The 23392-nt window shown below is 53.6% G+C and carries 24 protein-coding genes and 1 pseudogene; 7 read left to right on the top strand and 18 right to left on the bottom strand.

What is annotated here, in order from left to right:
• The first annotated feature begins 255 nt into the window (after window positions 1-255).
• On the top strand, window positions 256-714 hold the full coding sequence (locus RHH81_RS08075; RefSeq protein WP_310453659.1) for a hypothetical protein: 459 nt from the start codon (window positions 256-258) through the stop codon (window positions 712-714).
• 5 nt (window positions 715-719) lie between these two features.
• On the top strand, window positions 720-1415 hold the full coding sequence (locus RHH81_RS08070) for a Crp/Fnr family transcriptional regulator (RefSeq protein WP_206199738.1): 696 nt from the start codon (window positions 720-722) through the stop codon (window positions 1413-1415).
• On the opposite strand, the gene RHH81_RS08065 is transcribed toward RHH81_RS08070, so the two are convergent.
• From RHH81_RS08065 to RHH81_RS08005, 13 genes and pseudogenes are all read right to left on the bottom strand, one after another.
• Window positions 1404-1907, bottom strand: coding sequence for a hypothetical protein (locus RHH81_RS08065; RefSeq protein WP_206199737.1), 504 nt, complete (start codon window positions 1905-1907; stop codon window positions 1404-1406). The two genes, RHH81_RS08070 and RHH81_RS08065, sit on opposite strands and share 12 nt — an antisense overlap.
• 2 nt (window positions 1908-1909) lie before the next feature.
• Window positions 1910-2500, bottom strand: a complete 591-nt coding sequence (locus RHH81_RS08060) for an HAD-IIIA family hydrolase (RefSeq protein WP_206199736.1) — start codon at window positions 2498-2500, stop codon at window positions 1910-1912.
• The gene (locus RHH81_RS08055; RefSeq protein WP_310742881.1) at window positions 2493-3455 is read right to left on the bottom strand and encodes a glycosyltransferase family 9 protein; all 963 of its coding nucleotides are present in this window, start codon (window positions 3453-3455) and stop codon (window positions 2493-2495) included. The genes RHH81_RS08060 and RHH81_RS08055 overlap by 8 nt, the downstream gene beginning before the upstream one ends.
• Window positions 3455-3613, bottom strand: coding sequence for a hypothetical protein (locus RHH81_RS08050; protein WP_310742880.1), 159 nt, complete (start codon window positions 3611-3613; stop codon window positions 3455-3457). Before RHH81_RS08050 ends, RHH81_RS08055 begins: the two co-directional genes overlap by 1 nt.
• Before the next feature lie 105 nt (window positions 3614-3718).
• Window positions 3719-5503: a YadA-like family protein gene (locus RHH81_RS08045; RefSeq protein ID WP_310742879.1), complete on the bottom strand. Its 1785-nt coding sequence runs from the start codon at window positions 5501-5503 to the stop codon at window positions 3719-3721.
• Window positions 5504-5530: 27 nt separating this feature from the next.
• Window positions 5531-5833 (bottom strand): annotated as a pseudogene (locus RHH81_RS08040) (cell surface protein); the annotation flags it as partial.
• Between the two features lie 871 nt (window positions 5834-6704).
• Window positions 6705-7112 (bottom strand): hypothetical protein, encoded by a 408-nt coding sequence (locus tag RHH81_RS08035; protein ID WP_310742877.1) that lies wholly within the window; start codon window positions 7110-7112, stop codon window positions 6705-6707.
• Complete coding sequence (locus RHH81_RS08030; protein WP_206199731.1) at window positions 7109-8359, bottom strand: competence/damage-inducible protein A; 1251 nt, start codon at window positions 8357-8359, stop codon at window positions 7109-7111. Before RHH81_RS08030 ends, RHH81_RS08035 begins: the two co-directional genes overlap by 4 nt.
• Before the next feature lie 4 nt (window positions 8360-8363).
• Window positions 8364-9410: an MraY family glycosyltransferase gene (locus RHH81_RS08025; RefSeq protein ID WP_310742876.1), complete on the bottom strand. Its 1047-nt coding sequence runs from the start codon at window positions 9408-9410 to the stop codon at window positions 8364-8366.
• A gap of 31 nt (window positions 9411-9441) precedes the next feature.
• Window positions 9442-10719 (bottom strand): serine hydroxymethyltransferase, encoded by a 1278-nt coding sequence (gene glyA / locus RHH81_RS08020; RefSeq protein ID WP_206199729.1) that lies wholly within the window; start codon window positions 10717-10719, stop codon window positions 9442-9444.
• A 66-nt stretch (window positions 10720-10785) separates the two neighbouring features.
• A complete protein-coding gene (locus RHH81_RS08015; RefSeq protein WP_310742875.1) occupies window positions 10786-11931 on the bottom strand; it encodes a CO2 hydration protein in 1146 nt (381 codons plus the stop codon).
• Window positions 11928-13424, bottom strand: coding sequence for an NADH-quinone oxidoreductase subunit M (locus RHH81_RS08010; protein WP_310453654.1), 1497 nt, complete (start codon window positions 13422-13424; stop codon window positions 11928-11930). Before RHH81_RS08010 ends, RHH81_RS08015 begins: the two co-directional genes overlap by 4 nt.
• A complete protein-coding gene (locus RHH81_RS08005; protein WP_310742874.1) occupies window positions 13409-15238 on the bottom strand; it encodes an NAD(P)H-quinone oxidoreductase subunit F in 1830 nt (609 codons plus the stop codon). Before RHH81_RS08005 ends, RHH81_RS08010 begins: the two co-directional genes overlap by 16 nt.
• 99 nt (window positions 15239-15337) lie before the next feature.
• Here RHH81_RS08005 and ggt point away from each other — a divergent pair, with 99 nt between their 5' ends.
• Complete coding sequence (ggt, locus tag RHH81_RS08000; RefSeq protein WP_310742873.1) at window positions 15338-17065, top strand: gamma-glutamyltransferase; 1728 nt, start codon at window positions 15338-15340, stop codon at window positions 17063-17065.
• A 9-nt stretch (window positions 17066-17074) separates the two neighbouring features.
• Window positions 17075-17659, top strand: a complete 585-nt coding sequence (locus RHH81_RS07995; RefSeq protein WP_206199725.1) for an L-threonylcarbamoyladenylate synthase — start codon at window positions 17075-17077, stop codon at window positions 17657-17659.
• Here RHH81_RS07995 and RHH81_RS07990 read toward each other — a convergent pair.
• The 4 genes from RHH81_RS07990 to RHH81_RS07975 all read right to left on the bottom strand — a co-directional run bounded on the left by RHH81_RS07990 (window position 17656) and on the right by RHH81_RS07975 (window position 19672).
• Window positions 17656-17841 carry a hypothetical protein gene (locus tag RHH81_RS07990; protein ID WP_011057956.1) on the bottom strand — a complete coding sequence of 62 codons (186 nt, stop codon included), beginning with the start codon at window positions 17839-17841 and terminating at the stop codon, window positions 17656-17658. The two genes, RHH81_RS07995 and RHH81_RS07990, sit on opposite strands and share 4 nt — an antisense overlap.
• Before the next feature lie 71 nt (window positions 17842-17912).
• Window positions 17913-18350 carry a DUF29 domain-containing protein gene (locus RHH81_RS07985; RefSeq protein WP_206199724.1) on the bottom strand — a complete coding sequence of 146 codons (438 nt, stop codon included), beginning with the start codon at window positions 18348-18350 and terminating at the stop codon, window positions 17913-17915.
• Between the two features lie 16 nt (window positions 18351-18366).
• Window positions 18367-18816 carry a DUF29 domain-containing protein gene (locus RHH81_RS07980; protein WP_206199723.1) on the bottom strand — a complete coding sequence of 150 codons (450 nt, stop codon included), beginning with the start codon at window positions 18814-18816 and terminating at the stop codon, window positions 18367-18369.
• Window positions 18817-18868: 52 nt separating this feature from the next.
• The gene (locus tag RHH81_RS07975) at window positions 18869-19672 is read right to left on the bottom strand and encodes an inositol monophosphatase family protein (RefSeq protein WP_206199722.1); all 804 of its coding nucleotides are present in this window, start codon (window positions 19670-19672) and stop codon (window positions 18869-18871) included.
• 74 nt (window positions 19673-19746) lie between these two features.
• Here RHH81_RS07975 and proB point away from each other — a divergent pair, with 74 nt between their 5' ends.
• Window positions 19747-20856, top strand: a complete 1110-nt coding sequence (proB, locus tag RHH81_RS07970; protein WP_206199721.1) for a glutamate 5-kinase — start codon at window positions 19747-19749, stop codon at window positions 20854-20856.
• 166 nt (window positions 20857-21022) lie between these two features.
• The gene (locus RHH81_RS07965; protein WP_190278210.1) at window positions 21023-22030 is read left to right on the top strand and encodes a GntR family transcriptional regulator; all 1008 of its coding nucleotides are present in this window, start codon (window positions 21023-21025) and stop codon (window positions 22028-22030) included.
• 1 nt (window position 22031) lies between these two features.
• On the opposite strand, the gene RHH81_RS07960 is transcribed toward RHH81_RS07965, so the two are convergent.
• On the bottom strand, window positions 22032-22211 hold the full coding sequence (locus RHH81_RS07960; protein ID WP_206199720.1) for a hypothetical protein: 180 nt from the start codon (window positions 22209-22211) through the stop codon (window positions 22032-22034).
• A 410-nt stretch (window positions 22212-22621) separates the two neighbouring features.
• Between RHH81_RS07960 and RHH81_RS07955 the strand changes: the two genes are divergently transcribed.
• Window positions 22622-23374, top strand: a complete 753-nt coding sequence (locus tag RHH81_RS07955) for an RNA methyltransferase (RefSeq protein ID WP_310742872.1) — start codon at window positions 22622-22624, stop codon at window positions 23372-23374.
• The last annotated feature ends 18 nt before the right edge of the window (window positions 23375-23392 follow it).

Genomic DNA, 23392 nt, shown 5'->3' with positions numbered 1-23392 from the left:
GAGTCAAGGGCTTTAATAAACTTTACACTCCGCAGCAGTTTCCTCCGGCTGCCTGAAGACCTGAAGAATCAGTCATCTATAGAGCCAAGTCTGCGTCGAGAATTGATAAGAGATATGTGAATTGCTTTTCTTGGACGGGACGGCGGCCTCAGGGCGATCGCGACCTCACTCAATCCCTCTGCAAAAGGCGGTATGATATTCAGAAATTCGTTTCGCCTTAAACTCTCAGAAAACCATAAAAAAACTTAAAAAAATATGGGGCAGTCTTTTTCACCATTAACAGTTTTGGCCTTGGCATTCCTACGGGGGGTATCTTCCTCTCTGTGGCCAGCGATCGCCCGCGGCGAGTCCCAAGAATCCATCAATGTCAATCCCCAAGACCAAGTACACAGTGCTGAACAATTTCTCGATGCCCTCTTTGGCAATCACGTTGATTTAGCGTTGAGCTATTTACATCCGCAACTGCAACGGGAGTTTTCACCGAAAAAATTGAAGCAACGCCAAGCCAATTTTCTGAGGCGGGTAGGCGTGTACAAAGAGCGTCTTGGGAGTCAGATCAACGACAATATTGTCAGTATCAAGGTAGCCTTTTCTAACGTTACAGATACATTGATTGTGATGATGGATAGCAATGGTAAGATCACAGGTATTGATTTCCCTGCAGCGCCTGATGACCTGTCTGCTCAGCCTCTGCTTTCGCCCTCTCGGCCTTGACCTTTATGCAAGAACGGCGTAGTTCTCCTGCACCTGAATTATCTTTACAAAATACGCCCTTTTTTCGCGACTTACCCCAGGCAGTGGTGGAGAAAGCCCTAGCCCATGTAGTGACACGTCAGCATCCCGCCAACCGCGTGATCTTGCTGGAGAATGACTGGGGCACATCAGTTTACTTCATCCTCAGTGGCTGGGTCAAAATTCGCACCTACAACATTGATGGCAAAGAAGTCACCCTGAATATCCTCGGTCCCGGCGAACTCTTTGGCGAAATGGCTCCCCTAGAGGAAGTGCCCCGCTCAACGGATGTGATTACCCTAACACCGACAGTTGTGGCCAATATGCCCGCAACGGATTTTGTCAATCTTGTCAATACGGAACCTCAAGCGGGCATACGCCTCGCCAAGTTGATGGCACGACGGCTCCGGCAACTGAATCGGCGGCTGCGGCTGCGGGAATCGGATAGTATGTCACGGGTGGCGGATATTCTGCTGTTTTTGGCGGATGGTCAAGGGCGACAGGGAGCGGATGGCCTAGAAATTCCGAATCTGCCCCACCGCGAACTGAGTAGCTTAAGTGGCATGGCACGGGAGACGGTAACACGGGTGCTTGGGAAGCTGGAGCGCAGGGGGATTATTCGCCGCAACCCAGAGAGCCTGTGCATTACGAATCTACGTGCCCTAGAAAGTTTACTCCTTTAGGACTAAGAACAATAATGATTGCCCTGAAGAGGATGGCAGCAAGTAATGCCCAATGCTCCAGCCAATGAACACCCCTAAAATTGCCATTTGAATCAGCACTAGCATAATTTGCCAGTTGTGGTAGCCAGCAGCTTTCATTTCAATGCGCACAAGAATTTCGGTGCCAATGAGAATGGCGATCACACTAAAGACGTGAAAGGCAATAATGGCAAGGGTGACAGCGGTACTCAGCACCAGTACGGTCAAGAGACTGGGGGTGCCCACGCGCATAATTAAGCTACTAAAGATATTTCTAGGGTTGCTCTGGCGCGATCGCAACAGGCTAGAGGTGCCCCCCACAACAAACACTATCAGAATTGCTGCCAAAAAAGAGGCATAGGCTGACCACAGCCAAGGATAGGCAGACAAATACCAGCCCACGAGGACGTAGCCCAGAACCACCAGCAACAGTAGAGCAAGGGGAAACTTGGTATAGTCTGGCGATGCGCTCATCGCTAACGGGGTGCAAGGTGCGTACAAATCCACTCTACGGCAGCGGCTAAATCTGCTGCAATGTAATCGGGTCGACTGGCGTGCTGGTAACTCCCCTCAAGAACGCGATCGCCAAAGCCGGTTTGTACTAAAATCCCATAGCAGCCGGCATTCCGCGCCAGATCAATATCGGTCGCTTTGTCCCCCACCATGACACTGCGGCTGAGATCTAAATCATGATCCCAAGCGGCCGCTACGAGCATTCCTGTATTGGGTTTGCGCCATGTTGTCCAGCCCGCATAGTCGGCAACCACTCCCCCTTCAGGACGGCTGAGATCAGGACAGAAATAAACCGCATCCAACACCGCACCGGCACTGGCGGCTAGCAACTCCTGAAGTCTGTGGTGCAGGGCATGAACATGATCGATGCTGTAATAATCTCGCGCAGGACCTGATTGATTGGAGGCTAAGCAGCAAAACCACCCCGCATCATTGAGCCGTCGCACTGCCTGAGCCACACCGGGGATGAGCTGTAAGTCCTCAAGGCGGTGAATATAGCCCACCTCTTGGTTCAGCACGCCATCGCGATCGAGAAAGACAGCCGGTCTAGCCATGGCGAGCCGCCTCAATCACGGCTGACACGGGAATATCGGCCATGTTGCCAGTAGGGGATTTGACGGCTCGAAAGCGCGGATCGTTGGGCAGGAGTTTGGCAGGATCCGTAGGGCCAAAAAGCGCCACAAGGGGAGTCCCCACCGCCACGCCAATGTGCATCGGGCCACTGTCGGTACAGAGAATCTGTTGTGCCTGTTGCATTAGAGCTGCCAGTTTGCGCAAGTCTGGAGGACGGCTAATCTTAATTTCCGGTAGCGCCTGCGTTAGCGCACTCACCCATGCGTGATCTTCAGGCCCACAGACCACGATAAAGGGCAGGTGCGGCTCCTGCTGTTGCAGCGTCTGGATGATCTCAACCCAAGCAGCGGGGGGGTAAATTTTGTTAATTCCCTTGGTAAGTGCCATCTGACTTGAGCCACCGTGCAAGAGGCGATACCGCCCAGTAATTCCTAGGCGTTGCTGCTCTGCCGTTGCCCACTGTTGATCCGCCTCAGCAATCACGGCCTTGGGCAGGGGACAGGGGGTAGTGATACCAAAGGCTTGCAGTAAGTCGTGGTAGGTGGCGGCGCTGTATTGATCAAGGTTGACGGGTACCGCATCGGTGAGAAGCCCCAAGGGATTGAGCTTCGCAAAGCCCACGCGCTTGGGAATCCCCGTCAGCCACAGCAAAAAGCGCACCGCCTTACTGCGCCCTAAGGAGAGAATGGCATCGTACTCCCCATCCCGCAGCATACCAATCAGATTTACCCAGTCAGCCAAGGCATTGCGGTCTTTGAAGTCAAAGGGAATCACTTGGTGGATTGTAGAACTCAGTTGGTAGGCAGCAACCGCACGGGGCTCAGCAACCACATCAATTTGACTATTCGGAAAGTGGGTTTTGAGGTCATCGAGGGTAGGAAAAAACAAAATTTGATCCCCAATACCCCCTGGCACCAGCGCAACAATATTTTTCATCAGCGACCTCCAACAGCAAAAAGCCTTGAATCCAAAGCCCCACAAAAGCCACTGCCTTTCCAGAAGGAGACCACTTGGCGGGGCTTGATCCAAGACTGAGCCGTTGCTGGCTGATTTAGCATGAATGGTGGATTCTGGTTGACCACAGACACATCCATAGGGCTAGGTTTCCTTGGGCAGTATTGAGGAGGCTTAGCTGCAATTTTAAAGGCTAGCGTCTTTTCCCAAATGTGGACATCAAAGCCCCCTAGTTCCCTATTGTTCTAAAAACGGGCGCCGATACCAATGCGTGCTAAGGGATAGCCTGCACTAGAAAAACTTGCCCCGGCATCAATAATCACCGGTCCGATTTGGTGGGCTATGGCCATCCCAGCTGCACTGTATCCACCGTAGGTTGCAAATCCCACATTAAATGTGGTTTGACCAGAACGTGCCGGCACAATCGGCATGAGTGCTGCTGCCGAGGCAATGCCCGCAAAGGCCTCTCCCCGTAATTGATTGATTTGAGCATCGGTGTAAGCATTCGCTGCTCCCAAGGCCACTGCTCCTATGCCGTCAACATAGGCTTTATTGACAGCATCCGTCGGATTGATGGGGGTGGCCACATTGGTAATTCGGCGTTCTGCTCCTGGGGCGCCCACAGAAACCGTGTTGGGAGCTGTTGTTACAGAGCCAGCGCCAATGGCCACACTGTTGGGATGGATGGCCTGTGCCGATGGGCCAAAGGCAATGGCATTATTGGCACCCGTCGTTGAATTGTTGCCAATGGCAATACTATTAGCACCCCCAGGGTTAGCAGCATTTCCCAAAGCAATGTTACCGCACGTTACTGTTGCGTTAGTGATTGAACAAATTCCTGTAGCAAACAGTTGGTTGATGAGGGCAGAGAGCTGACTGCCATTAATTGCATCCGTACTCGTTGGTGCAATGATGCCAGGCGCAACATTGACAACCTTGCGTTCAGCACCGGGGGCACCAACAGACACAACATTGGCCTGTGTTGTTACAGAGTTTGCCCCAATGGCCACACTGTTGGCATGTTGAACTGTGGCACCTCTACCAATGGCCACACCATCAGTAGCACCACCCACGACTTGGGCAGTCTGACCAATTGCAATACTATCAGCCGGATTTGCAGTACTTTGGTGGCCAATGGCAATACTACGAGCCCCCAGCGCTTGGTTGCCTGAACCCATTGCGGTGCTATTAGCTCCTTGGGCTTGGTTACCAGAGCCTACGGCGGTACTGTTGTCGCCAGGGTTCAGGTAGGTGTTGGTGGTGCCATCATAATTATTCCTCATCCCCACAGCGGTGGCGTTTGCTGCATTCGCTGAATTCTGCATCCCCACAGCGGTGGCGTTTGTTTGGGTGGCTTGGTTGCCCGAACCCATTGCGGTGCTGTCAAGCCCTTGGGCTAGGTTCTGCATCCCCACAGCTGTAGTGTTGTCTGCATTGGCTTGGTTCACAAACCCCATTGCGGTGCTTCTATCTCCTTGGGCAGTGTTTGCAAAGCCAACCGCGCTGCTCTGAACTCCTTGGGCGGTGTTTTCAAAGCCAACTGCGCTGCTGGCATCTCCCAAGGCGTTGTTATCATACCCCATTGCGGTGCTTCTATCTCCTTGGGCTTGGTTCTCATACCCCATTGCGGTGCTTCTATCTCCTTGGGCTTGGTTCACATACCCCATTGCCGTGCTTCTATTTCCTTGGGCTTGGTTCACATACCCCATTGCCGTGCTTCTATTTCCTTGGGCTTGGTTCTCATACCCCATTGCGGTGCTTCTAGTTCCTTGGGCAGTGTTTGTAAAGCCAACCGCGCTGCTCTGAACTCCTTGGGCTTGGTTACCAGAGCCTACGGCGGTGGCGTTTGCTTGGGTGGCTCGGTTCTGCATCCCTACAGCGGTACTGTTGTCGCCAGGGGGCAGGTAGGTGTTGGTGGCGCCATCATAATTATTCTGCATCCCCACGGCGGTGGCATTTACTGCATTCGCTGAATTCTGCATCCCCACAGCGGTGGCATTTACTGCATTGGCTTGGTTCACAAACCCCATTGCGGTGCTATTAGCTCCTTGAGCGGTGTTTGCAAAGCCAACTGCACTGCTCTGAACTCCTTGGGCGGTGTTTGCAAAGCCAACTGCGCTGCTGTCATTTCCCAAGGCTTGGTTAAAAAACCCCATTGCGGTGCTTCTATTTCCTTGAGCGGTGTTTGCAAAGCCAACTGCACTGCTCTGAACTCCTTGGGCGGTGTTTGCAAAGCCAACTGCGCTGCTGTCATTTCCCAAGGCTTGGTTAAAAAACCCCATTGCGGTGCTTCTATTTCCTTGAGCGGTGTTTGCAAAGCCAACTGCACTGCTGTCATTTCCTAGAGCTCGGTTCTGCATCCCCACAGCAGTGTTGTTATCACCCTCGGCTCGGTTCTCCATGCCAATGGCGGTGTTGTTGCTGCCAGTTGTACCCGCAATGCCATCAGCAACGTTTTGATAACCGACTGCGGTATTGTTATTGCGAGCTGCAGGGCTAGAAGAATGTGGTGTTCCAACTGTGCCGACTCGATTTTGTGCTCCTAGGGCAGTGTTATTGTTGCCTTTTTCGTTATCTACAGTAGGCGCTCCAACGCCGATTCTGTTGTTAGAGCCAAAGGCATGATTTTGAGCATTAACTTGGTCAATTTGGTTGTTATGACCAACAGCAGTGTTTTCGGTATTTATGTTTGACCCAAGGTTATTGTTGCTACCGATCGCATGATTGGCGGCAGTGCCACCATTTACTGTGTTGCTAATACCAACAGCAATAGAACTTGTCAAGGAACCGAGTAAACTGTTGTTTGCGCCACAAATTAGGTTGTCGCTCCCTGGACCAGCGGTAGAATCGAAATTAGGATTAGCACCACTATTCCCACAGTCTCGAGTTTGAGACAATGCAGGTGTGGTGACCAGAATAATGTGCACTGTTGTGCTAACAACACAAGCCAAAACGGGGTGTAGTCTTTTGCACATGAGGATAGGCCTCCCAAGGTTAAGGTGTAAATACAACAGTCAAGTGCTTTGTAGAATTTTGCACTTTCCTATGGGCTACTCTTTCCTTAAACCCAAAAAGACACAAGTCCTACAGTCGCTAAAAAAGCGAAGGAAAACCCTGCCTTTTTAGTATCCCCCGTTAGCTCACTATTTAAGTAACTCTAGTCAGACTTCGCTTAATTGTCAAGCTTAGTCAAGCACAATTTAGATTTTTTTTCGTTTTTAATCAACCTTATCAGTTCCCGATCGCCCGTTGCAGGCGATCGCGCCATGCCAAGGCAAGGGTGAATTCTGTAAAAGGAATGCGATAACAGTCTCCTGTAAAGGTTTCTAGCACCAGTTGAATTGCTCCTTTAAAAGGAGTAGTTTGTGTGTCAATTCGTTGACCGTTACACTCAATCCAAATGTTTTGAATAGTCGATAATTCGCAAGTTTGCAAATGAATAATGCCCTGTTGGGTAGGGTGTCCCCACGTCAAGCGATCGCCCTGCTGACCGAGGACAGCGGCAATGTCATATTTACTGGTTTCAAAATTTTTTGCCCACTGGCGATAGTGTTCCACCTTCCGGTACTCGACCCAGCCCAACCGTGCCAGCACGATAAAAATAGCTAATAGGGGTAACCAGAGCAGACCGTGACTCATCGATTCACCAATAACTGCCGCCGCAATACATCGAGGGCATTCATCGCACTGAGATGCCGCACCCAATCCCGTCCCCGTTGACCACTAAAGCGAAATTCACGGGTCATGACCTCGCCATTGGGCAGTGCCACGCCAATATACACCAGTCCCACTGGCTTACTGAGCGTCGCGCCGCCGGGGCCAGCAATCCCGGTAATACTGACACCCCAGTCACTGCCTAAACGCGTTTTCACGCCTAAAGCCATCTGGGCAGCCACCACGGCACTCACGGCGCCTTCTTGCTCTAAGTCCTCAGGATTGACCCCCAGTAGAGTTACCTTGACATCATTGGCGTAGGCAATTACGCCCCCCTTGAACGAGAGAGAACTCCCCGGCAAACGGGTTAACATCTCCCCAAGGCCACCGCCGGTGCAGGACTCTGCCACTGCCACTGTTTGCTGTCGTTCCTGAAGCAGCCGCGCTACCGCACTGGCAAGGGTATCCTCATCCGCACCGTAGCAATCTAGGCCGACAATTTGGCGGATTTCTGCTTCAACGGGTTGAATCAATTGCTGGGCTTCTGCTTCGTCCTTGGCACGGACAGTAATGCGGAGGCGGGTTTCCCCATTGCTGGCATAGGGCGCCACCGTGGGATGCTCACGGGCAATTTGGGCAGCCACTTTTTCCGCAAGTACCGATTCAGGGATGCCCCAGAAACGCAGCACACGGCTGTAAATCACCTCTTTTCCCCAGCCCTGGGAGCGCAAAAAGGGCACCGCAGTTTCTTGCCACATCTGCTTCATTTCGGCGGGAACACCGGGAAAGGTGAGAATTGTCAGACCCGTGCGCGGCTGCCAAATCATACCGGGGGCACTGCCAATCGGGTTGGGCAAAATCTGGGCGCCCGCAGGCAGGAGCGCCTGTTTACGGTTACTGGGACTAAAGCCGCCGCGATGGGCATACTTGCGTTCTAGATCGGCAATAATTTCAGGACGTTCTTCGAGGGGCGCTTGAAAGAAATCGGCGATGGTTTCCGTTGTCAGGTCATCGGGCGTGGGGCCAAGGCCACCCGTGAAAATCAATAGGCGGGCGCGATCGCAGGCAATAGCGAGGACTTTTTTGATGCGAGTGGGATTGTCGCCCACCACGGTTTGATAGTAGTGGGGAATCCCCAAGCTTGCCAGTTGCTGGGCCAAAAACTGGGCATTGCTGTTGAGAATTTCCCCCAGCAGCAATTCTGTGCCCACGCAAATAATCTCTGCACTCATTGTTTCAGGCATCTTCGTTGTTGCGCACCCGTTCCCATACATACCAAGCGGCAAAGCCCATCAAAAGGGAGGCGGCCACGGCATAGCCCCATCCCCCCGGCAAACCGGCCAAGGCCAAGGCCAGACTCCCCACCCATAGCGTTAGGCAATAGATAAACAGCACCGTCATCCGCTGGGAAAGACCGGCGTTGAGAAGGCGATGGTGTAGATGTCCCTTATCGGGGGCAAAGGGAGACTGCCCTTTCAGGAGGCGGTTAAAAACAACGGTTGAGGTGTCCACAATAGGCACAGCCAGAATTAATAGGGGCAGCAAAATTGCCACCGCTGTGTAGGCTTTCACAAGGCCAATGACCCCTAGGCCGGCAAGGGTAAAACCCATGAAGTAGGCGCCGCCATCGCCCATGAAAATTTGTGCCGGATTGAAGTTATAGCGTAGAAACCCCAAGGCACCTCCTGCCAAGGCAGCTGCCAATAGTCCTGCCTCCGGCTCCCCCATCAGCATACAGACAAACAGCATCGCTGAGGCAGCAATACCCGACACTCCCGCTGCCAGACCATCCACACCATCAATGAAGTTAATGGCATTGGCAATCCCCACTAGCCACACTGTGGTCAAGGGCAAACTGAGCCAGCCGAGGTCAACAGTTCCCACCAAAGGCACTGTGATAATGCGAATTTTGACCCCCACCGCCCAGACAATACCCGCCACCAGAAATTGCAGGACAAGGCGTAGGAGCGCCGGCAAGGTCAACAGATCATCTGAGAGGCCAATCAGGAAAAAGGCCACCCCGCCAAGGGTGACCCCCCAAATCTCATATTCTGCTGGCTGAGGTAGGACGCCAAATCCTCCCGCATTCCAAACAATCAGCAGCGCCACCAGATTGCCTAAAAAGATCGATACCCCCCCTAAACGCACCATGGGACGAGTGTGAATCTTACGGGCATTGGGGAGATCGACAAACCCTGCCTTCTGGCCAAAGTCATTGACAATGGGGGTGACCAACAGAACAACGGCAATGGCAGCAAGGAAGGCAATCAGGTGGTACAGCATCTGTTCAGGGCATTGGCAGCAGGATTCCCTCTCAGGCTAGCACTGGTTGCGGCAATTGCAAGTGGGGATAGAGGGGAAATTGAGTACAGAGGGCAGCCACCCGCTCGCGGCAGCGGTTTTTAATCACCTCATCCTCGGGGGCATGCAGGCGATCGCTAATAATTTCGGCGATTTCCGTAAACTCAGCCTCAGTGAAGCCACGGGTTGTCAACGCTGGGGTTCCTAACCGCAGACCACTGGTGACAAAGGGGGAGGCAGGGTCAAAGGGAATCGTATTTTTATTGGTGGTGATATTGATTTCCCCCATCAGGCGATCGGCCTCTTTGCCCGTTAGATTTACCGATCGCAGGTCAATCAGCATCAAGTGGTTATCGGTGCCCCCAGAGACAAGGCGCAGTTGTCGCGCTTGCAGCCCCGCAGCGAGGGCTTGGGCATTGCGGATCACTTGGCCAGAATAGGCTTTGAACTCGGGCTTAAGGGCTTCACCAAAGGCCACCGCCTTAGCGGCAATAACGTGCTCCAACGGCCCCCCTTGGGTACCGGGAAAGACGGCTTTATCGAACTTTTTGCCCAACTCTTCATCACGGGTAAGAATCAGGCCGCCGCGAGGGCCGCGCAGGGTTTTATGGGTGGTGGTGGTGACCACATCGCAAAGGGGCACAGGATTGGGATGGTGACCTGTGGCAACCAAACCGGCAATGTGGGCAATATCGGCCATGAGGTAGGCCCCCACTTCATCGGCAATTTGGCGAAACTCGGCAAAGGGAATGACGCGCGGATAGGCGGAATAGCCGCAGATGATCAGCTTAGGACGGTGCTGCCGCGCCAAATCCCGCACTTGATCCATATCGAGGCGTTCTGTTTCAGGATGGACACCGTAGTGAACGACGTTAAACCATTTACCAGAAACGTTGACGGGGGAACCGTGGGTGAGATGGCCACCGTGGGACAAATCCATCCCCATAATCGTGTCGCCGGGATTGAGCAGTGCCAAAAAGACGGCAAAATTGGCTTGGGCACCGGAGTGGGGTTGCACATTGGCGTGGGCGGCGGCAAAGAGTTCCTTGGCGCGATCGATGGCCAGTTGCTCTACTTCATCCACAAATTCGCAGCCACCGTAGTAGCGTTTACCGGGCAATCCCTCGGCATATTTGTTGGTGAGAACTGTGCCTTGAGCGGCCATCACCGCAGGAGAAGTAAAGTTTTCGCTGGCAATCAGTTCAAGGTGTTGCTGCTGCCGCTGGACTTCCCGCTGTACCATTTCAGCGACCAAGGGATCCGTTTGCGCAAGCCAATCAATATAGGTCATTTTATTGTCAATGGAGGGAGATGAACTGCCTTACTATCTTATCGCGGATCGCTGCCTGAGCCTTGGTTAGTTGCTCAGTTGCACGTTCCAGAGGCGGGAGGTTTCGAGGCGATCCAGCCACGTTTCGTAGAATGCCCGATTGGCGGCTTGCTCTTGGGGGTCAGTGGTCGTCCAAGGATAGGGGGCAAGGGCAGTGATTGCCGCTGTGGTGACGCAAAACATTGATTTTTGGAAGGTTTGGCAAATTTTCACGCGCAGATCGTCTTCCCCTCGGCCTTGGCGACGATAGAACTCTAAAAGATAGGGAGGGAGATAGTGGCGCATATCCTGCATGAGCAGTGTGGGAGGAATACCAGCCGCACCCGTGGGAATGGGATCCGCAAACAGGGCACCATAACCAAACTCGCTTTGATCGCGGGAAATTTGTTGCGCTTGGGCATTGAAGGAAATGAGGCCAAAGAAGGGGGTACCCCGCAGGAACACCGCTTCGACATAGGGAATGGCGGTGTCGGCTAAAAAGGTAAGACCAGCGCTAGCCGGTAGAATATCGTAAGTTTGGCCGTGAATGGTAACGCTGTAGGTAATGGGGCGATCGGCAGCCGCAATCAGTCCCGCGCGAATACGATCTACGACATCGGGAATGCTGCGAATCTCACCCGCATCGTAGCGATCGCTCAAGGTGAGAAAGATGGGATACATCACCGTCCAAAACTGCCCCAAGCCACTGTAGTAGCAGAGCATCCGCACCGTTTCCAGCAAAAACTCTGGAAAAAGCTGGTTCACGAATTGCATCAGGGGATTGCCCCGCAGTTTAGCGGCGATCGCCTTGGCCGCCAATTGCCGAAATTCTGCCGAATCAAGGAAGGCATCAAGACCGCCGCCCCCATGCCACATCATGGCACGCATACAGTATTCGGCGTATTCGTAGTTAATGCGGTCGTGCCACCAGTGGCGCAGCAGCTTGGGAATGGTAATCTCACCGTTGAAGTATTTGAAAAAGGGAAAGAGCACCAGAAACTGCCGCTCACTAATGTCGCAGAGATTTTCCGCGTAGGCCTTGAGCACCACCCCATAGCTTTTGAGGATGCCCACCACTTCCATCACATGGGTTGGCGTATCCGGTAACAGGGCTTGACCATTCAGCAACCGCTCTAGGATGGCGGTACGCAGTTCTTGATGCAGGGAGGTTGGAGCAGCAGTAATCAGGGTCATGGTACGGGCAGCGTAGCAACAGCAGTGGTGAGAAGGCTAACGGTGGTTTCACTCCAATGGATCAGCCAGTTGGGAACAATCCCTAAGATCAAGATTAGCGTGGCTAATAGGAGGCTCGGCAGGCGATCGCCCCACGCCACGGGCGGCAAATCCGTCAATTCATTGGGCAAACGACCAAAAAAGACGCGGTTCACCAGCAAGAGAAAATACACTGCTGTTAAGCCCGTCCCCACCATACACAGGAGTGTTTGCACTGGGAAGGTGAGGAAACTACTGCGGAAGATCAGGAACTCCGCCACAAAGCCCACCATGCCGGGGATACCGCCACTGGCCATGACACCGACAATCATCAGGCTACCAATCAGGGGCAACCCCCGCTCAGGGTTCAGCAATCCCCGCAGTACCTCAATGTTGCGGCTGCCGGTTTTTTCATAGACAACCCCCACCAGTAAAAAGAGGAGGGCGGAAATTAACCCGTGGCTCATCATTTGGGCAATAGCCGCCAAAATACTCAAGGGAGTGGCAGTGGCAGTGGCCAAGAGAACAAACCCCATGTGCCCAATGGAACTGTAGGCCACCATTTTTTTCATATCCGTTTGGGCGATCGCCATTAGGGAACCGTAGAGGACACTGACTACCGCCCAAGTGGCCAACCCCGGCGCCAAAACTTGCCATGCCTGCGGAAATAACTGCACGCCAAAGCGCACTAGCCCATAGGTACCCAATTTCAGGAGTACCCCCGCCAGCAGCACAGAAATCGGCGTGGAGGCTTCAACGTGGGCATCAGGTAGCCACGTATGGAAGGGCACGAGGGGAATCTTGATGCCAAAGCCCACCAAAATCAGCCCCAACAGAACCAGCTGTGAACTCAGGGGTAAGAGGGTGGATAACTGGGGGTCAAAGTCAAAGGAGGGGGCATGGGCTAACCACACCAGTCCCAGAAAGCCAGCCAAGAGCAGCACCCCAGAAATGGCTGTGTAAATTAAAAACTTGGTGGCGGCATAACTGCGCCGTGCCCCACCCCAAATCGCAATCAGAAGGTAGAGGGGAATCAACTCCAATTCATAGAAGAGGAAAAAGAGCAGCAAATTATCGGCCAAAAAAGCGCCACTGACACCCGCATTCAACAGCAGTACCAGCGGGTAATACAACCGCGGACGGGGCAGATTGACAGAAGTGGCCAAGAGGGCAATCAGCGTCAGGAAGTTATTTAAGACCAATAGCGGCAGCGACAGGCCATCCACGCTCAGGCGATAGCTCAAGCCCAGTGGCTCCAACCAAGGAATCACCTCGGTTAATTGCGGTGCTGCATTGGCGGGGTCAAATAGACGGGCGATCGCGAGACTGACGACAAGGGCGATCGCCATCACGACAGCGGCTAAACTGCGGTAGGTGCGTCCCAGACTTTCAGCGGGTAACAGGCTGAGGGCAAGGGCACCGAGTAAGGGCACCCAGAGAAGGAAACTTAACAGCGGCATTACAGTAGTAGCCATGCGATCGCCCCCCCAAGAATCGCCACACCAATGAACACCAGCAGCAAATAGGCTTGGGATTGACCACTGGCACTGTACTTGAGCAACTCACCCCCCACAAGGGATGCCACACCCGTTGTATTCACAATGCGATCGACAATGTGGCGATCCACCCAAGCGCTTAACTGCGAGAGCGATCGCACTGCCCAGACTACGGTATAGCGATACAACTCCTCAATGTAAAAATCATAGGCCAGCAGATCCTGCACAAAGCGCAAGGGTACCTTGATCGGACGTGTCCACTGGCGTTTGAGAGTGACAAAGCCCCCAAGGAGAATTCCAGTGAATCCTGACACCACAAGCAGAACCACAATCCACCAATCAATCGTTGTCGGTAACAACTGCACTCGCTGCAAAATGAAGGGCACCAGCAAGTTCAAAATACTCAGGGTGACCATTGGTACGGCCAGCGGCCAAGGGACTTCGGGGGCGCGGCGGGTTTTGGGTTGGGCAGGCCCCAAGAAGACCAAGCGAAAGACACGGGTGAGGTTGACAGCCGTTAGGGTATTGACAAGCAAAATCAGCCCCACCAAGCCAAGCTGGGTTTGCCAGTAATAGTCAATGCCGCGATAAAACGACCAAAAGGCACCCAAGGGCAGACAGCCAATTAGGGATAGACCGCCGATCACAAAGGCTGAACTTGTGGCTGGCATCCGTCCGCCTAAGCCCCCCAATTCCGTCAAATCCTGACAGTTAGTGGTCATAATCACACTGCCAATACTCATAAACAGCAGTGCCTTGGCGATCGCGTGGGTGAGCAAGACAAACAGGGCAAAATCTGTCCAGTTGGTGCCGACCCCAATAAACACCAACCCCAGATAGGCGCTCGTCGAGTGGGACAGTGCCCGTTTAATGTCAATCTGGGCAATGGAAACAAGGGATTCACTGATGGCAGTCACCGCCCCAATCAGGATCAGCGCAATGTTTGCCCCCGGGCAGGCCACCAGAATCGGCTGTAGCTTAATGAGAATATAGGCACCCGCCGCCACCACCACTGAGTTGCGCATAATCGAAGCGGGGTTGGGCCCTTCCATCGCTTCATCGAGCCACAGGTGCAAAGGCACTTGAGCACATTTACCCGTGGAACCTGCAATCAAGGCTAAGCCCAGTAAAAAGCCCCAACCGTCTGGTAAATTGGCGTCTTCTGCCCATTGGTAGAGATCGGGAAAATCATAACTCCCCGCAAGGCTGCCGACAGCGACTACCCCCATGAGGAGTAAGATATCCCCCACCCGTTTGGTGAGAAAGGCATCCCGTGCTGCTTTGACCACAAGGGGCTGAGCATACCAGAAGCCAATCAGCAAATAGGTCGAGAGGGTCAGCATCTCCAACAGACCATAGCTGAGGAGCAACGAGTTACTGATCGCAATGCCACTGAGGGCCGCCTCAAAAAAGCCCATCAAGGCAAAGAAGCGTGCCATGCCCCAGTCCTTTTCGAGATAACCTAGGGCAAAAATCTGCGCCAAGATGCTCAGACCCGTCACCAACTCCATAGCCCCCGTGGTGACACTGTTGATGAGCAATGAAAACGAGAGATCGAGTCCCGGTGCCTGTAGCCAATGCCAAACAATCGTTGCGGTGGCGCCACTGCGAGTTTGTTGCAATAGGAAAAAGCCATGCACAAAAGCAACAATCGTCATCAGCAGATTGAAATAGGCTGCGGGTCGAGGCCCGGTGCGCCGCACAACACCGGTGGCCCAAGGCAACGTCAGGGCTGCACCCACTAAGCCATAACAGGGTACCCACCAACTGGTTTCTAACAGTGAATTTGGCATGGCAAAAATGAACCTTGGCGGTTGAGGACGTTTGCAATACTGCTCTCTTCGTGTATTTTACAGGCTGGGGTTCCGCAGCAGTTTTGAGCCAAATCAATCATGGGGCAAGGATTCACTCTAGGGAAGGTTGAGCAATGGGGGCGATCGCCCTTCCTCGCTATTGTCCTAGCGGTAACATTTTTTGCCGCCCCACCCGCCCCAGCTCAAACGATTAGCCAGCGGGGAATGGTGACAGCAGCTCAACTCGCAGCAGCAAACGTAGGAAGAGATATCCTCAAGGCAGGGGGCAATGCCGTGGATGCAGCCGTGGCAACCGCATTCATGATCGCCGTCGTTGAACCCTATGCCGCTGGGATTGGTGGCGGTGGCTTTGTCCTTGTGTATCACGCCCAATCTCAAACCCTGCGTGCCCTTGATTTTCGGGAGCGTGCCCCCCTGCAAGCGACACCAACGATGTATCTCAACGCGAAGGGAGAGGTGATTCCCCGCGCCAGTTTGGATGGGGTCTTGGCCGCAGGCACCCCCGGCACCGTTGCTGGCTTAGCCGCTTTGCACCAGCACTATGGTCAACTGCCTTGGTCGCAGGTGGTGGCACCCGCCATTCAGGCTGCCCAACAGGGGTTTGCGGTTACCCCACGTTATCAGCAGTGGGCAACGATGCGCCAAGCCGTTCTGCAGCACGATGCTACCGCCGCGCGCATTTTCCTCAGGGATGGCCAAGTCCCCCCCTTGGGCACGGTGATTCAACAGCCGGAGCTAGCAAAAACCTTGGGGGCGATCGCCCGTGATCCCCGCAGCTTTTATGAGGGTTGGATTGCCAGAGCGATTGCCGAGTTTATGGCACAGCAAGGGGGCAAGATCACCCTAGAGGATTTACGAACCTATACCCCCGTTTGGCGAGAGCCAATTTGTGGCACCTATCGTGCGTTTCAGATCTGTTCGATGCCACCCCCCTCTGCTGGTGGTGTGGCCCTTGTGCAAATGCTCAACCTCTGGCAACTGTTGCCCCCTGCTTCTACCCCCAGCGATCGCGGTCACTACCTAGCCAGCATCATGCAAATTGCCTACGCCGATCGCGCCCGTTACCTCGGGGACAGTGACTTTGTGCCGGTGCCGGTCACGGCCCTCACCCATCCTCGCTATGCCCAACAGCGGGTCACTGAAATTCTTCCCCGTCGTGCCCGTCCCCAACGTGCTGTGAGTGCCGCAACCCCAATTCAACTTGCAGAGTCAGACAACACCAGTCACCTGAATGTTGTCGATGCCCAAAGAAATGCTGTTAGCCTAACCTTTACGATCAATGGTCCCTTTGGGGCGGGTGTGGTGGTGCCGCAAACGGGGATTCTCCTCAACAATGAAATGGATGATTTTGCCATTGCCCCCAATCAACCCAACCTCTTTGGTGTGGTTGGTATTCAATCAGAAAACGCCCCCCTTGCCAATGGCATCGAACCCGGCAAGCGTCCCCTTTCGAGCATGAGTCCAACAATTGTCCTCAAGGATAATCGCCCCAATATGGTTTTAGGCTCCCCCGGCGGCAGTCGCATTATTACCACCGTGCTGCAACTGTTTCTGAACGTCGTTGATTTAGGGCAGGATGCCGCCACCGCCGTTGCCCGTCCCCGCATTCATCAGCAGTGGGCACCGGATACCCTCTTTGTCGAGCCAACGATTCCAAGTTCTTGGATTCAAGCGTGGCAACAGTGGGGCTATCGGGTAGAACAAAGCCGCCCTTGGGGAAATGCCAGCTTAATTCGCGTTTTGGATCAGGGACAATTGGAAGGGGCAGCCGATCCGCGGGGGGAAGGTGCTGCCATGGGTTGGTAGAGGAGAAATATGGCACAGGTGAGTATGGCTGCCTTAGTCGCCGCAGTGCGAGCGGGCAATTGGTTGATTAGTTTTCCCACCGATACGGTGCCCGCCTTGGCCAGTCGGTGCGATCGCGGGGAATTGATCTATGCTGCCAAGGAGCGCCAACCGTCTAAACCCTTGATCCTCATGGGCGCCAATCCTGAGCAACTCTGGCCCTTTGTGCGCGGTAGTGCTGCTGAATGGGAGCAGTGGTCTGCTATGGCGGCGCGTTATTGGCCGGGAGCCGTGACCTTGGTGTTGCCCGCTGCTGAACTTCCTGCGGGTTTGAACCCCCTAGGTACAGGCACGATTGGCTTGCGGGTTCCCGATTGGCCGCCTGCCCAAGCCCTCCTCGAGCAAACAGGACCATTGGCCACCACCAGTATTAACCGTTCAGGTCAGCCGCCACTCATTGAATGGGGGGCGATCGCCCGTGAGTTTCCCCAAGTGCTGACGCTCCACCCGTGGCAGTTACCCCCTACCCCCCCAGAACCTTCAACCGTCGTGCAATGGCAATCGGGGGAATGGCACGTCCTGCGCCAAGGGCGAGTGCAGATGAAAACACCCTAATACTGGGAATCAATTTCCCCAGAGGCGACCCGTTCGAGGAGTTCCTGTAAAATTTTTTCCTCTTCTTCGGAAATTTGGCCATCGGAAAGCACTGCGTCAATAATTTGGCCATGCTCTTCGAGGGTAAGAATTTTATCTTCTAGGGCTTTTTCCACTAGAGCTTTAATTTGGGCTGTATCCATACTGCGACTCCACGTCGTCACTGCCAGTATAGCCTTGATGCCATGAGTATGCTTCAGAACGCTGAAGTTTTTTACTTCGTGGCAGGAAAGTCGGGATCAAAGAGTTGCCCCAGTGTATAGGGGCAGGTTTCAGGGAGATCTGAGTAGTCCAAGGGGGTTTCACGCACCACTAAATCTTTGCCAGATTCATAGGCCTCAGCAATCGCCTGGGGTAAGTAGGGTTCCAGGCTGGGGTTTTGATGGATCAGTCTCTGCACAGCTCGCCGTTGTTCGCGAATGGCTGCTCGCCAGCTTTTACTGCGTTTTTGTGGCTGATAGTCCCACTTCAGGAGATGTCCAATGAGAATCCCGAGGCGATTTTCTAGCTCCCGACGCTCCTGCCGTCCCAAGGCTTCGATTTCCTCTACTAGGTGGGCAATATCAAGGTGGCCAAAGTCGCCTGCCTTGAGCAACTTCGCCTGCTCTAGGGTCCAGGCATAAAAGTCCGTGTCATACAGAGGAGAGGTCATGGCCTTTGATGGTGAACTATTCCGTGGGATACAAATCTCGCGGGAAGTCTGGGTCGAGCAATTGTTCTAGGGTATAGGGACAGGTTGGGGGTAAATCTGGATAGTCTAGGGGCGTTTCCAAGCACACTAAGTCTAGTCCTGCCAAATAGGCTTTGGCGATCGCCTTCGTTAGATAAGACTGAAGGCTAGGATTTTCTTCCAATAAATCCTTAATCTCGCGTCGTTGCATCTGAATCGTGACTCGCCAACTTTTACTGCGTCTTTCTGGCTGATACTCCCACTTCAGCAAATGCCCAATCAAAACACCGAGGCGGTTTTTTAGTTCTTGCCGCTCCTGCCGTCCCGAGGCTTCGATTTCCTCTACTAGGTGGGCAATATCAAGATGGCCAAAGTCGCCTCCCTTGAGCAACTTCGCCTGCTCTAGGGTCCAAGCATAAAAGTCGCTTTCATAAAGATTGCTTTGCATGATTTTTGATGAGCTGATCCCCTCAAGCTGCATTTTAGATAATGTACGCATTTTAGATAATGTACGCTGCAAAAAATTGCCCCAAGCTGGGACTGGCACTCACCAGTGTATGAAAGATACGACTCCCGGCTTCCTGCCCCGGCTGAATGGGAAACATTCTCTGCCACGGTTCTGGCGGGTCTAACCATTGCCAGTGGGCACCAGCGGCATGGACAATTGGCCAAGCGGGGGCAACATCCCAAATGCGAGGTGTGCGCTCCACAGCACCGAGCGTATAACCCGCAGCAACGGTCAGCAAGTTGTAACTGGCGGATCCCAACATGCGAATTTTGCAGGGGAAGGAGCGCTTGAGCACATCAGTACTGCGGGCACAAAGACTAAAAAACGTCTGCAACGTTGGCTCACTGACCTTGACGCGAATGGGTTTCTCATTCAAATAGGCACCGTTGGCATGGTCAGGGGCTTGATAGAAGCCATAAAACGTCTGCTGCAAGCCGGGAACGTGCACATAGCCAAATACGGGTGTGCCTTGGTAGAGCAGACTGAGGGCAATACACCAAATGGGCAGACCATGACTATAGTTAGTCGTGCCATCAATCGGATCAATGATCCAACACCACTGTTCACCACCGTAGGTATGGTTGCCCTCTTCACTCAGGCAGCCATGGTGGGGAAAGCGCTCTTGCAGCATCGCGGTGATTTTCTGATCGGCCCAAAGGTCGGCGCGGGTAACAAGGCTGCCATCGGCTTTGCGATCGCTGGGGGATTGCCCTGCCCACTCCAGCAAACGGGGGGCAACCACCTGTTGAATCTGTTGACAGGTTTGCAGCACCTCAGACCAAAACCCTGAGTTCATTGGCTGTCTCCCACCGCGATACAATGAGCACGTCTGATCCTATACCCACTGGTCAATATCCGTCCCGACTCCCCATGGCACAAACACTGGTCGTCAAAATTGGCACATCGAGCTTAACGGGGGGTAAAGAAGGAAATCTAGCCTTGGCCACCATTGCCCAACTGGTGGAGGTCTTGTGTCACTGTCAACGGCGGGGCGATCGCGTGGTACTCGTCTCCTCTGGGGCGGTGGGCGTGGGTGCTGTGCGCTTGGGCTTAACAGAGCGTCCCCAACAATTAGCCCAAAAACAAGCAGTGGCAGCAGTGGGGCAGGGACACCTAATGCGCATGTACGATGATCTTTTTTCAGTCCTGCGCCAGCCGATTGCCCAAATCCTCGTGACGCGGCAAAATTTTGTCGATCGCCAGAGCTACCTGAATATCTACAACACGTTCCAAGCGCTGTTTGAACTGGGCGTCATCCCCATTGTCAATGAAAACGATACGGTGGCGGTGGATGAACTCAAGTTTGGCGACAATGATACTCTCTCAGCCCTTGTGGCGAGCCTTGTGGAAGCCGATTGGTTATTTTTGCTCACGGATGTCGATCGCCTCTACTCAGCGGACCCGCGCATTGATAAAACAGCCGTTCCCATTGAGCGGGTGGTCTCCTTAGCCGAGTTAGCCCAAACGATTCAAATTGGTGCTGCTGGCTCCCCTTGGGGCACCGGGGGCATGGCCACCAAAATTCGGGCTGCCGAGATTGCCACCGAAGCCGGCGTACGCACTGTCATTACCGATGGGCGATCGCCCACCAACCTGCTAAAAATTCTTGCGGGTGAGCCCTTGGGCACCCACTTTGAACCCCGTCCCAAAACCATCAATGCCCGCAAACGCTGGATTGCCCGTGCCCTCATTCCCAAAGGCGAGTTGTGGCTCGATGAGGGTGCCGTTAAGGCCATTACTGTGGGTGGCAAGTCCCTCTTAGCAGCAGGCATCACCCGTGTTGCAGGGGAGTTTCAAGCCCAAGATGCTGTTAAGCTCTGTGACCCCGCAGGCACTGAAATTGCCCGTGGCCTTGTCAACTACAACAGTGAAGAAATCCGGCGTGTGCAGGGGCAACAGTCCAGCGAACTAGCCAAGATCCTCGGCTATGCCGCTGCCGATACGATTGTCCACCGCGACAACTTGGTGGTGACCCTGTAACCGTGCTTTATCGCCCCAAAAAGAACGATCGGTAGCAAGTGCGGTAAAATTACTCACTAACTGTGACGGTTTATGCAGCGATTGGGGGTAGGTTTTGCATCTGGCATAGTCACACCAAGGAGGGCGTATCCCTCTAGGACAGTACCTGATGGGCGAAAGGACACGTATGGTTCAATTCCACATCCAACCAGATAGCGAAATTCCTGCTTCAACTCAGCTCTTTAACCAAATTAGTTTTGCGATCGCTGCACGGCAATTTCCGCCGGGGTATCGCTTGCCCAGTACGCGGCAGCTCGCCATGCAAACTGGATTGCACCGCAACACGATCAGCAAAGTTTACGAACGCCTTGAAGCTGCTGGTTTAGTCGTGCCCCAAGTGGGGTCGGGCATCTATGTGCGTGCCCTCGGCCAAGAGGAAACCCGTCCTCGCCAACGCCGACCCGCTGTTGTGCCTGTACACCGCATTGTTCAAGAAAGTGTCGATACCCTCCTCGAAATGGGCTATTCCCTGAGTCAAATTCGCGAGTTATTCCTTGCCGAGATTGATGCCCGCCAGAAAGCCGGAGTGAGGGTTTTGGTGACGGTGCCCCGCCACGATCAAGGGGCTGGCGAACTGATTGTTCAGGAACTGCAACAACTGCTGCCAATTCCCGTCGAGCTGATTTTTCTTGAAGACTTAGAAACCGTCCTTGATGGCGATACCTCTGCAACTGTCGTTACCGTGCGCTATTTTGCCAGCATGACGGAAGCGATTACCCGCGATAAGGACGTGCGAGTATTTTTCATCGACATCTACAACTACCAGCGGGAACTGGAAGTGGTGCGACAATTGCCAAAAGGCTCCTGCTTGGGGTTGGTGAGCCTGAGTTCCGGTACCCTCGGTGTGGCCGAGGTGATGATCCACAGTTTGCGAGGGGATGAGCTACTCTTGGTGACGGCTCAAGCCAACGATAGCTATAAGCTCAATGCCTTGGTGCACCGTGCCCACACGATCATTAGCGATCGCGCCAGTGGGGAACGGGTCAAAGCAGCTATTGCGGCGGCCCGTCATGAGTTGATTCGCATCCCCCGTCTCATTTGCTGCGAAAGCTACATTGATCCACAGTCGGTTGAGCTGCTGAAACGGGAAATTGGTCTGACGGAGGATCTCCCCCTCGAAGCTAAAGCCTCTTGACTCAGGGATTGAGGTCATTCAGGCTATGGGACAATTGCACGGTGATGGCTTGATTTTTTGCTTGATTGTGCATTGCATCCAGTTGTAGGTTCGTAAGATAACCTAAGCCAGCGGCTAGACCACAGTACAGGATGCCGACGGCACTGAGTTTTGGCCAATGCAAGCTCATAAAACGCCACATGAGTTAACTCCTCATTGACAGAACCACACCACATAAGTCAAGACCCCTGCTGCCAGCCCAAAACCCAGCCCTCTTCACAGGGATGGAACACAGTTAAAACGGTGAAAGTCTCTATAGGAGAGAAGCCCCCTTTGTGTCCCCCATGTTTTAGAACAGGACTGTACCTAGGAAATCTCTGGAGAACTTCCTAAGCAAGGGAACGCGGTTTGCGAGTAGGGGTCACACCTAAAAAGTTATTTCCAATTTTACTGATTGCGCTAAGAACCGTACTCAGCGTGTTACAGTTATTAAATTTTATGAAATATGCAGCAAAGTCCTGAATTTGTAAGGACTTGAGAAAGATTAAAGAAGTCTTCTAAAATCATCTAGAAAATGTTAATTATTTTTTTATTTTGGCTCAGCCAGCAAGCGTGGATACCCTGCCTCCGGTACGTATTGTGCTCGTGGAACCCCAAGGGGAGATCAATGTCGGCAGCATTGCCCGTGCGATGAAAAATATGGGGTTACAGCAGTTGTGGATTGTCAGTCCCCGCTGTGATCCCAAGGGAGAGCTAGCCCGTCGCTGGGCGGTTCATGCAGAGGATGTGCTCCAGCAAGCCAGAATGACGGACTCCCTCGCAACGGCACTGGCGGATTGTCAGCGGGTCTTTGCCACGGTGGGGCGAGAGGTGGCGGATTTGGCGTTACCTCTGTGGACACCGCGTCAGGCGGCACCGCAACTGTTGGCTGTCCCGCAGTCGGCACTGGTCTTTGGTCGCGAGGATCGGGGACTCACGAATGCAGAATTGGAGTGTGCCCATGGTTTGGTGCAGATTCCTACGGCTAATGCTTATCCATCTTTGAATCTGGCGCAAGCTGTTGCCGTATGCTGCTATGAGTTGTGGTTGACGGCCTGCGACAGTGCGGGAACTTTTCCCCAAGGGTCTGCCGTCCCCTTTGAGCGGTTGCAGGGGTTTTATGACCATTTAGAGGAGGTGCTGCTCCAGATTGGTTTTTTGTATCCCCATACCGCTGCTAGTCGTATGGCCAAGGTGCGATCGCTCCTCGGGCGTGCCTACCCCACGGATGCCGAAGTGGCGCTGTTGCGGGGCATCCTTCGTCAGGTGGAGTGGGCGATTCGGCACGCAGCCACGATTTCTTCGGACGCCTTCCCTCTACAGTAAATGGCATGGTTGCTCGGT

Origin of the sequence: Thermosynechococcus sp. PKX95 (genome assembly GCF_031583295.1) — a bacterium.
In the GTDB taxonomy this organism is placed as follows: domain Bacteria; phylum Cyanobacteriota; class Cyanobacteriia; order Thermosynechococcales; family Thermosynechococcaceae; genus Thermosynechococcus.
Note: the sequence above shows the minus strand (reverse complement) of the source record. Positions and strands in the feature narration are given on the sequence as shown.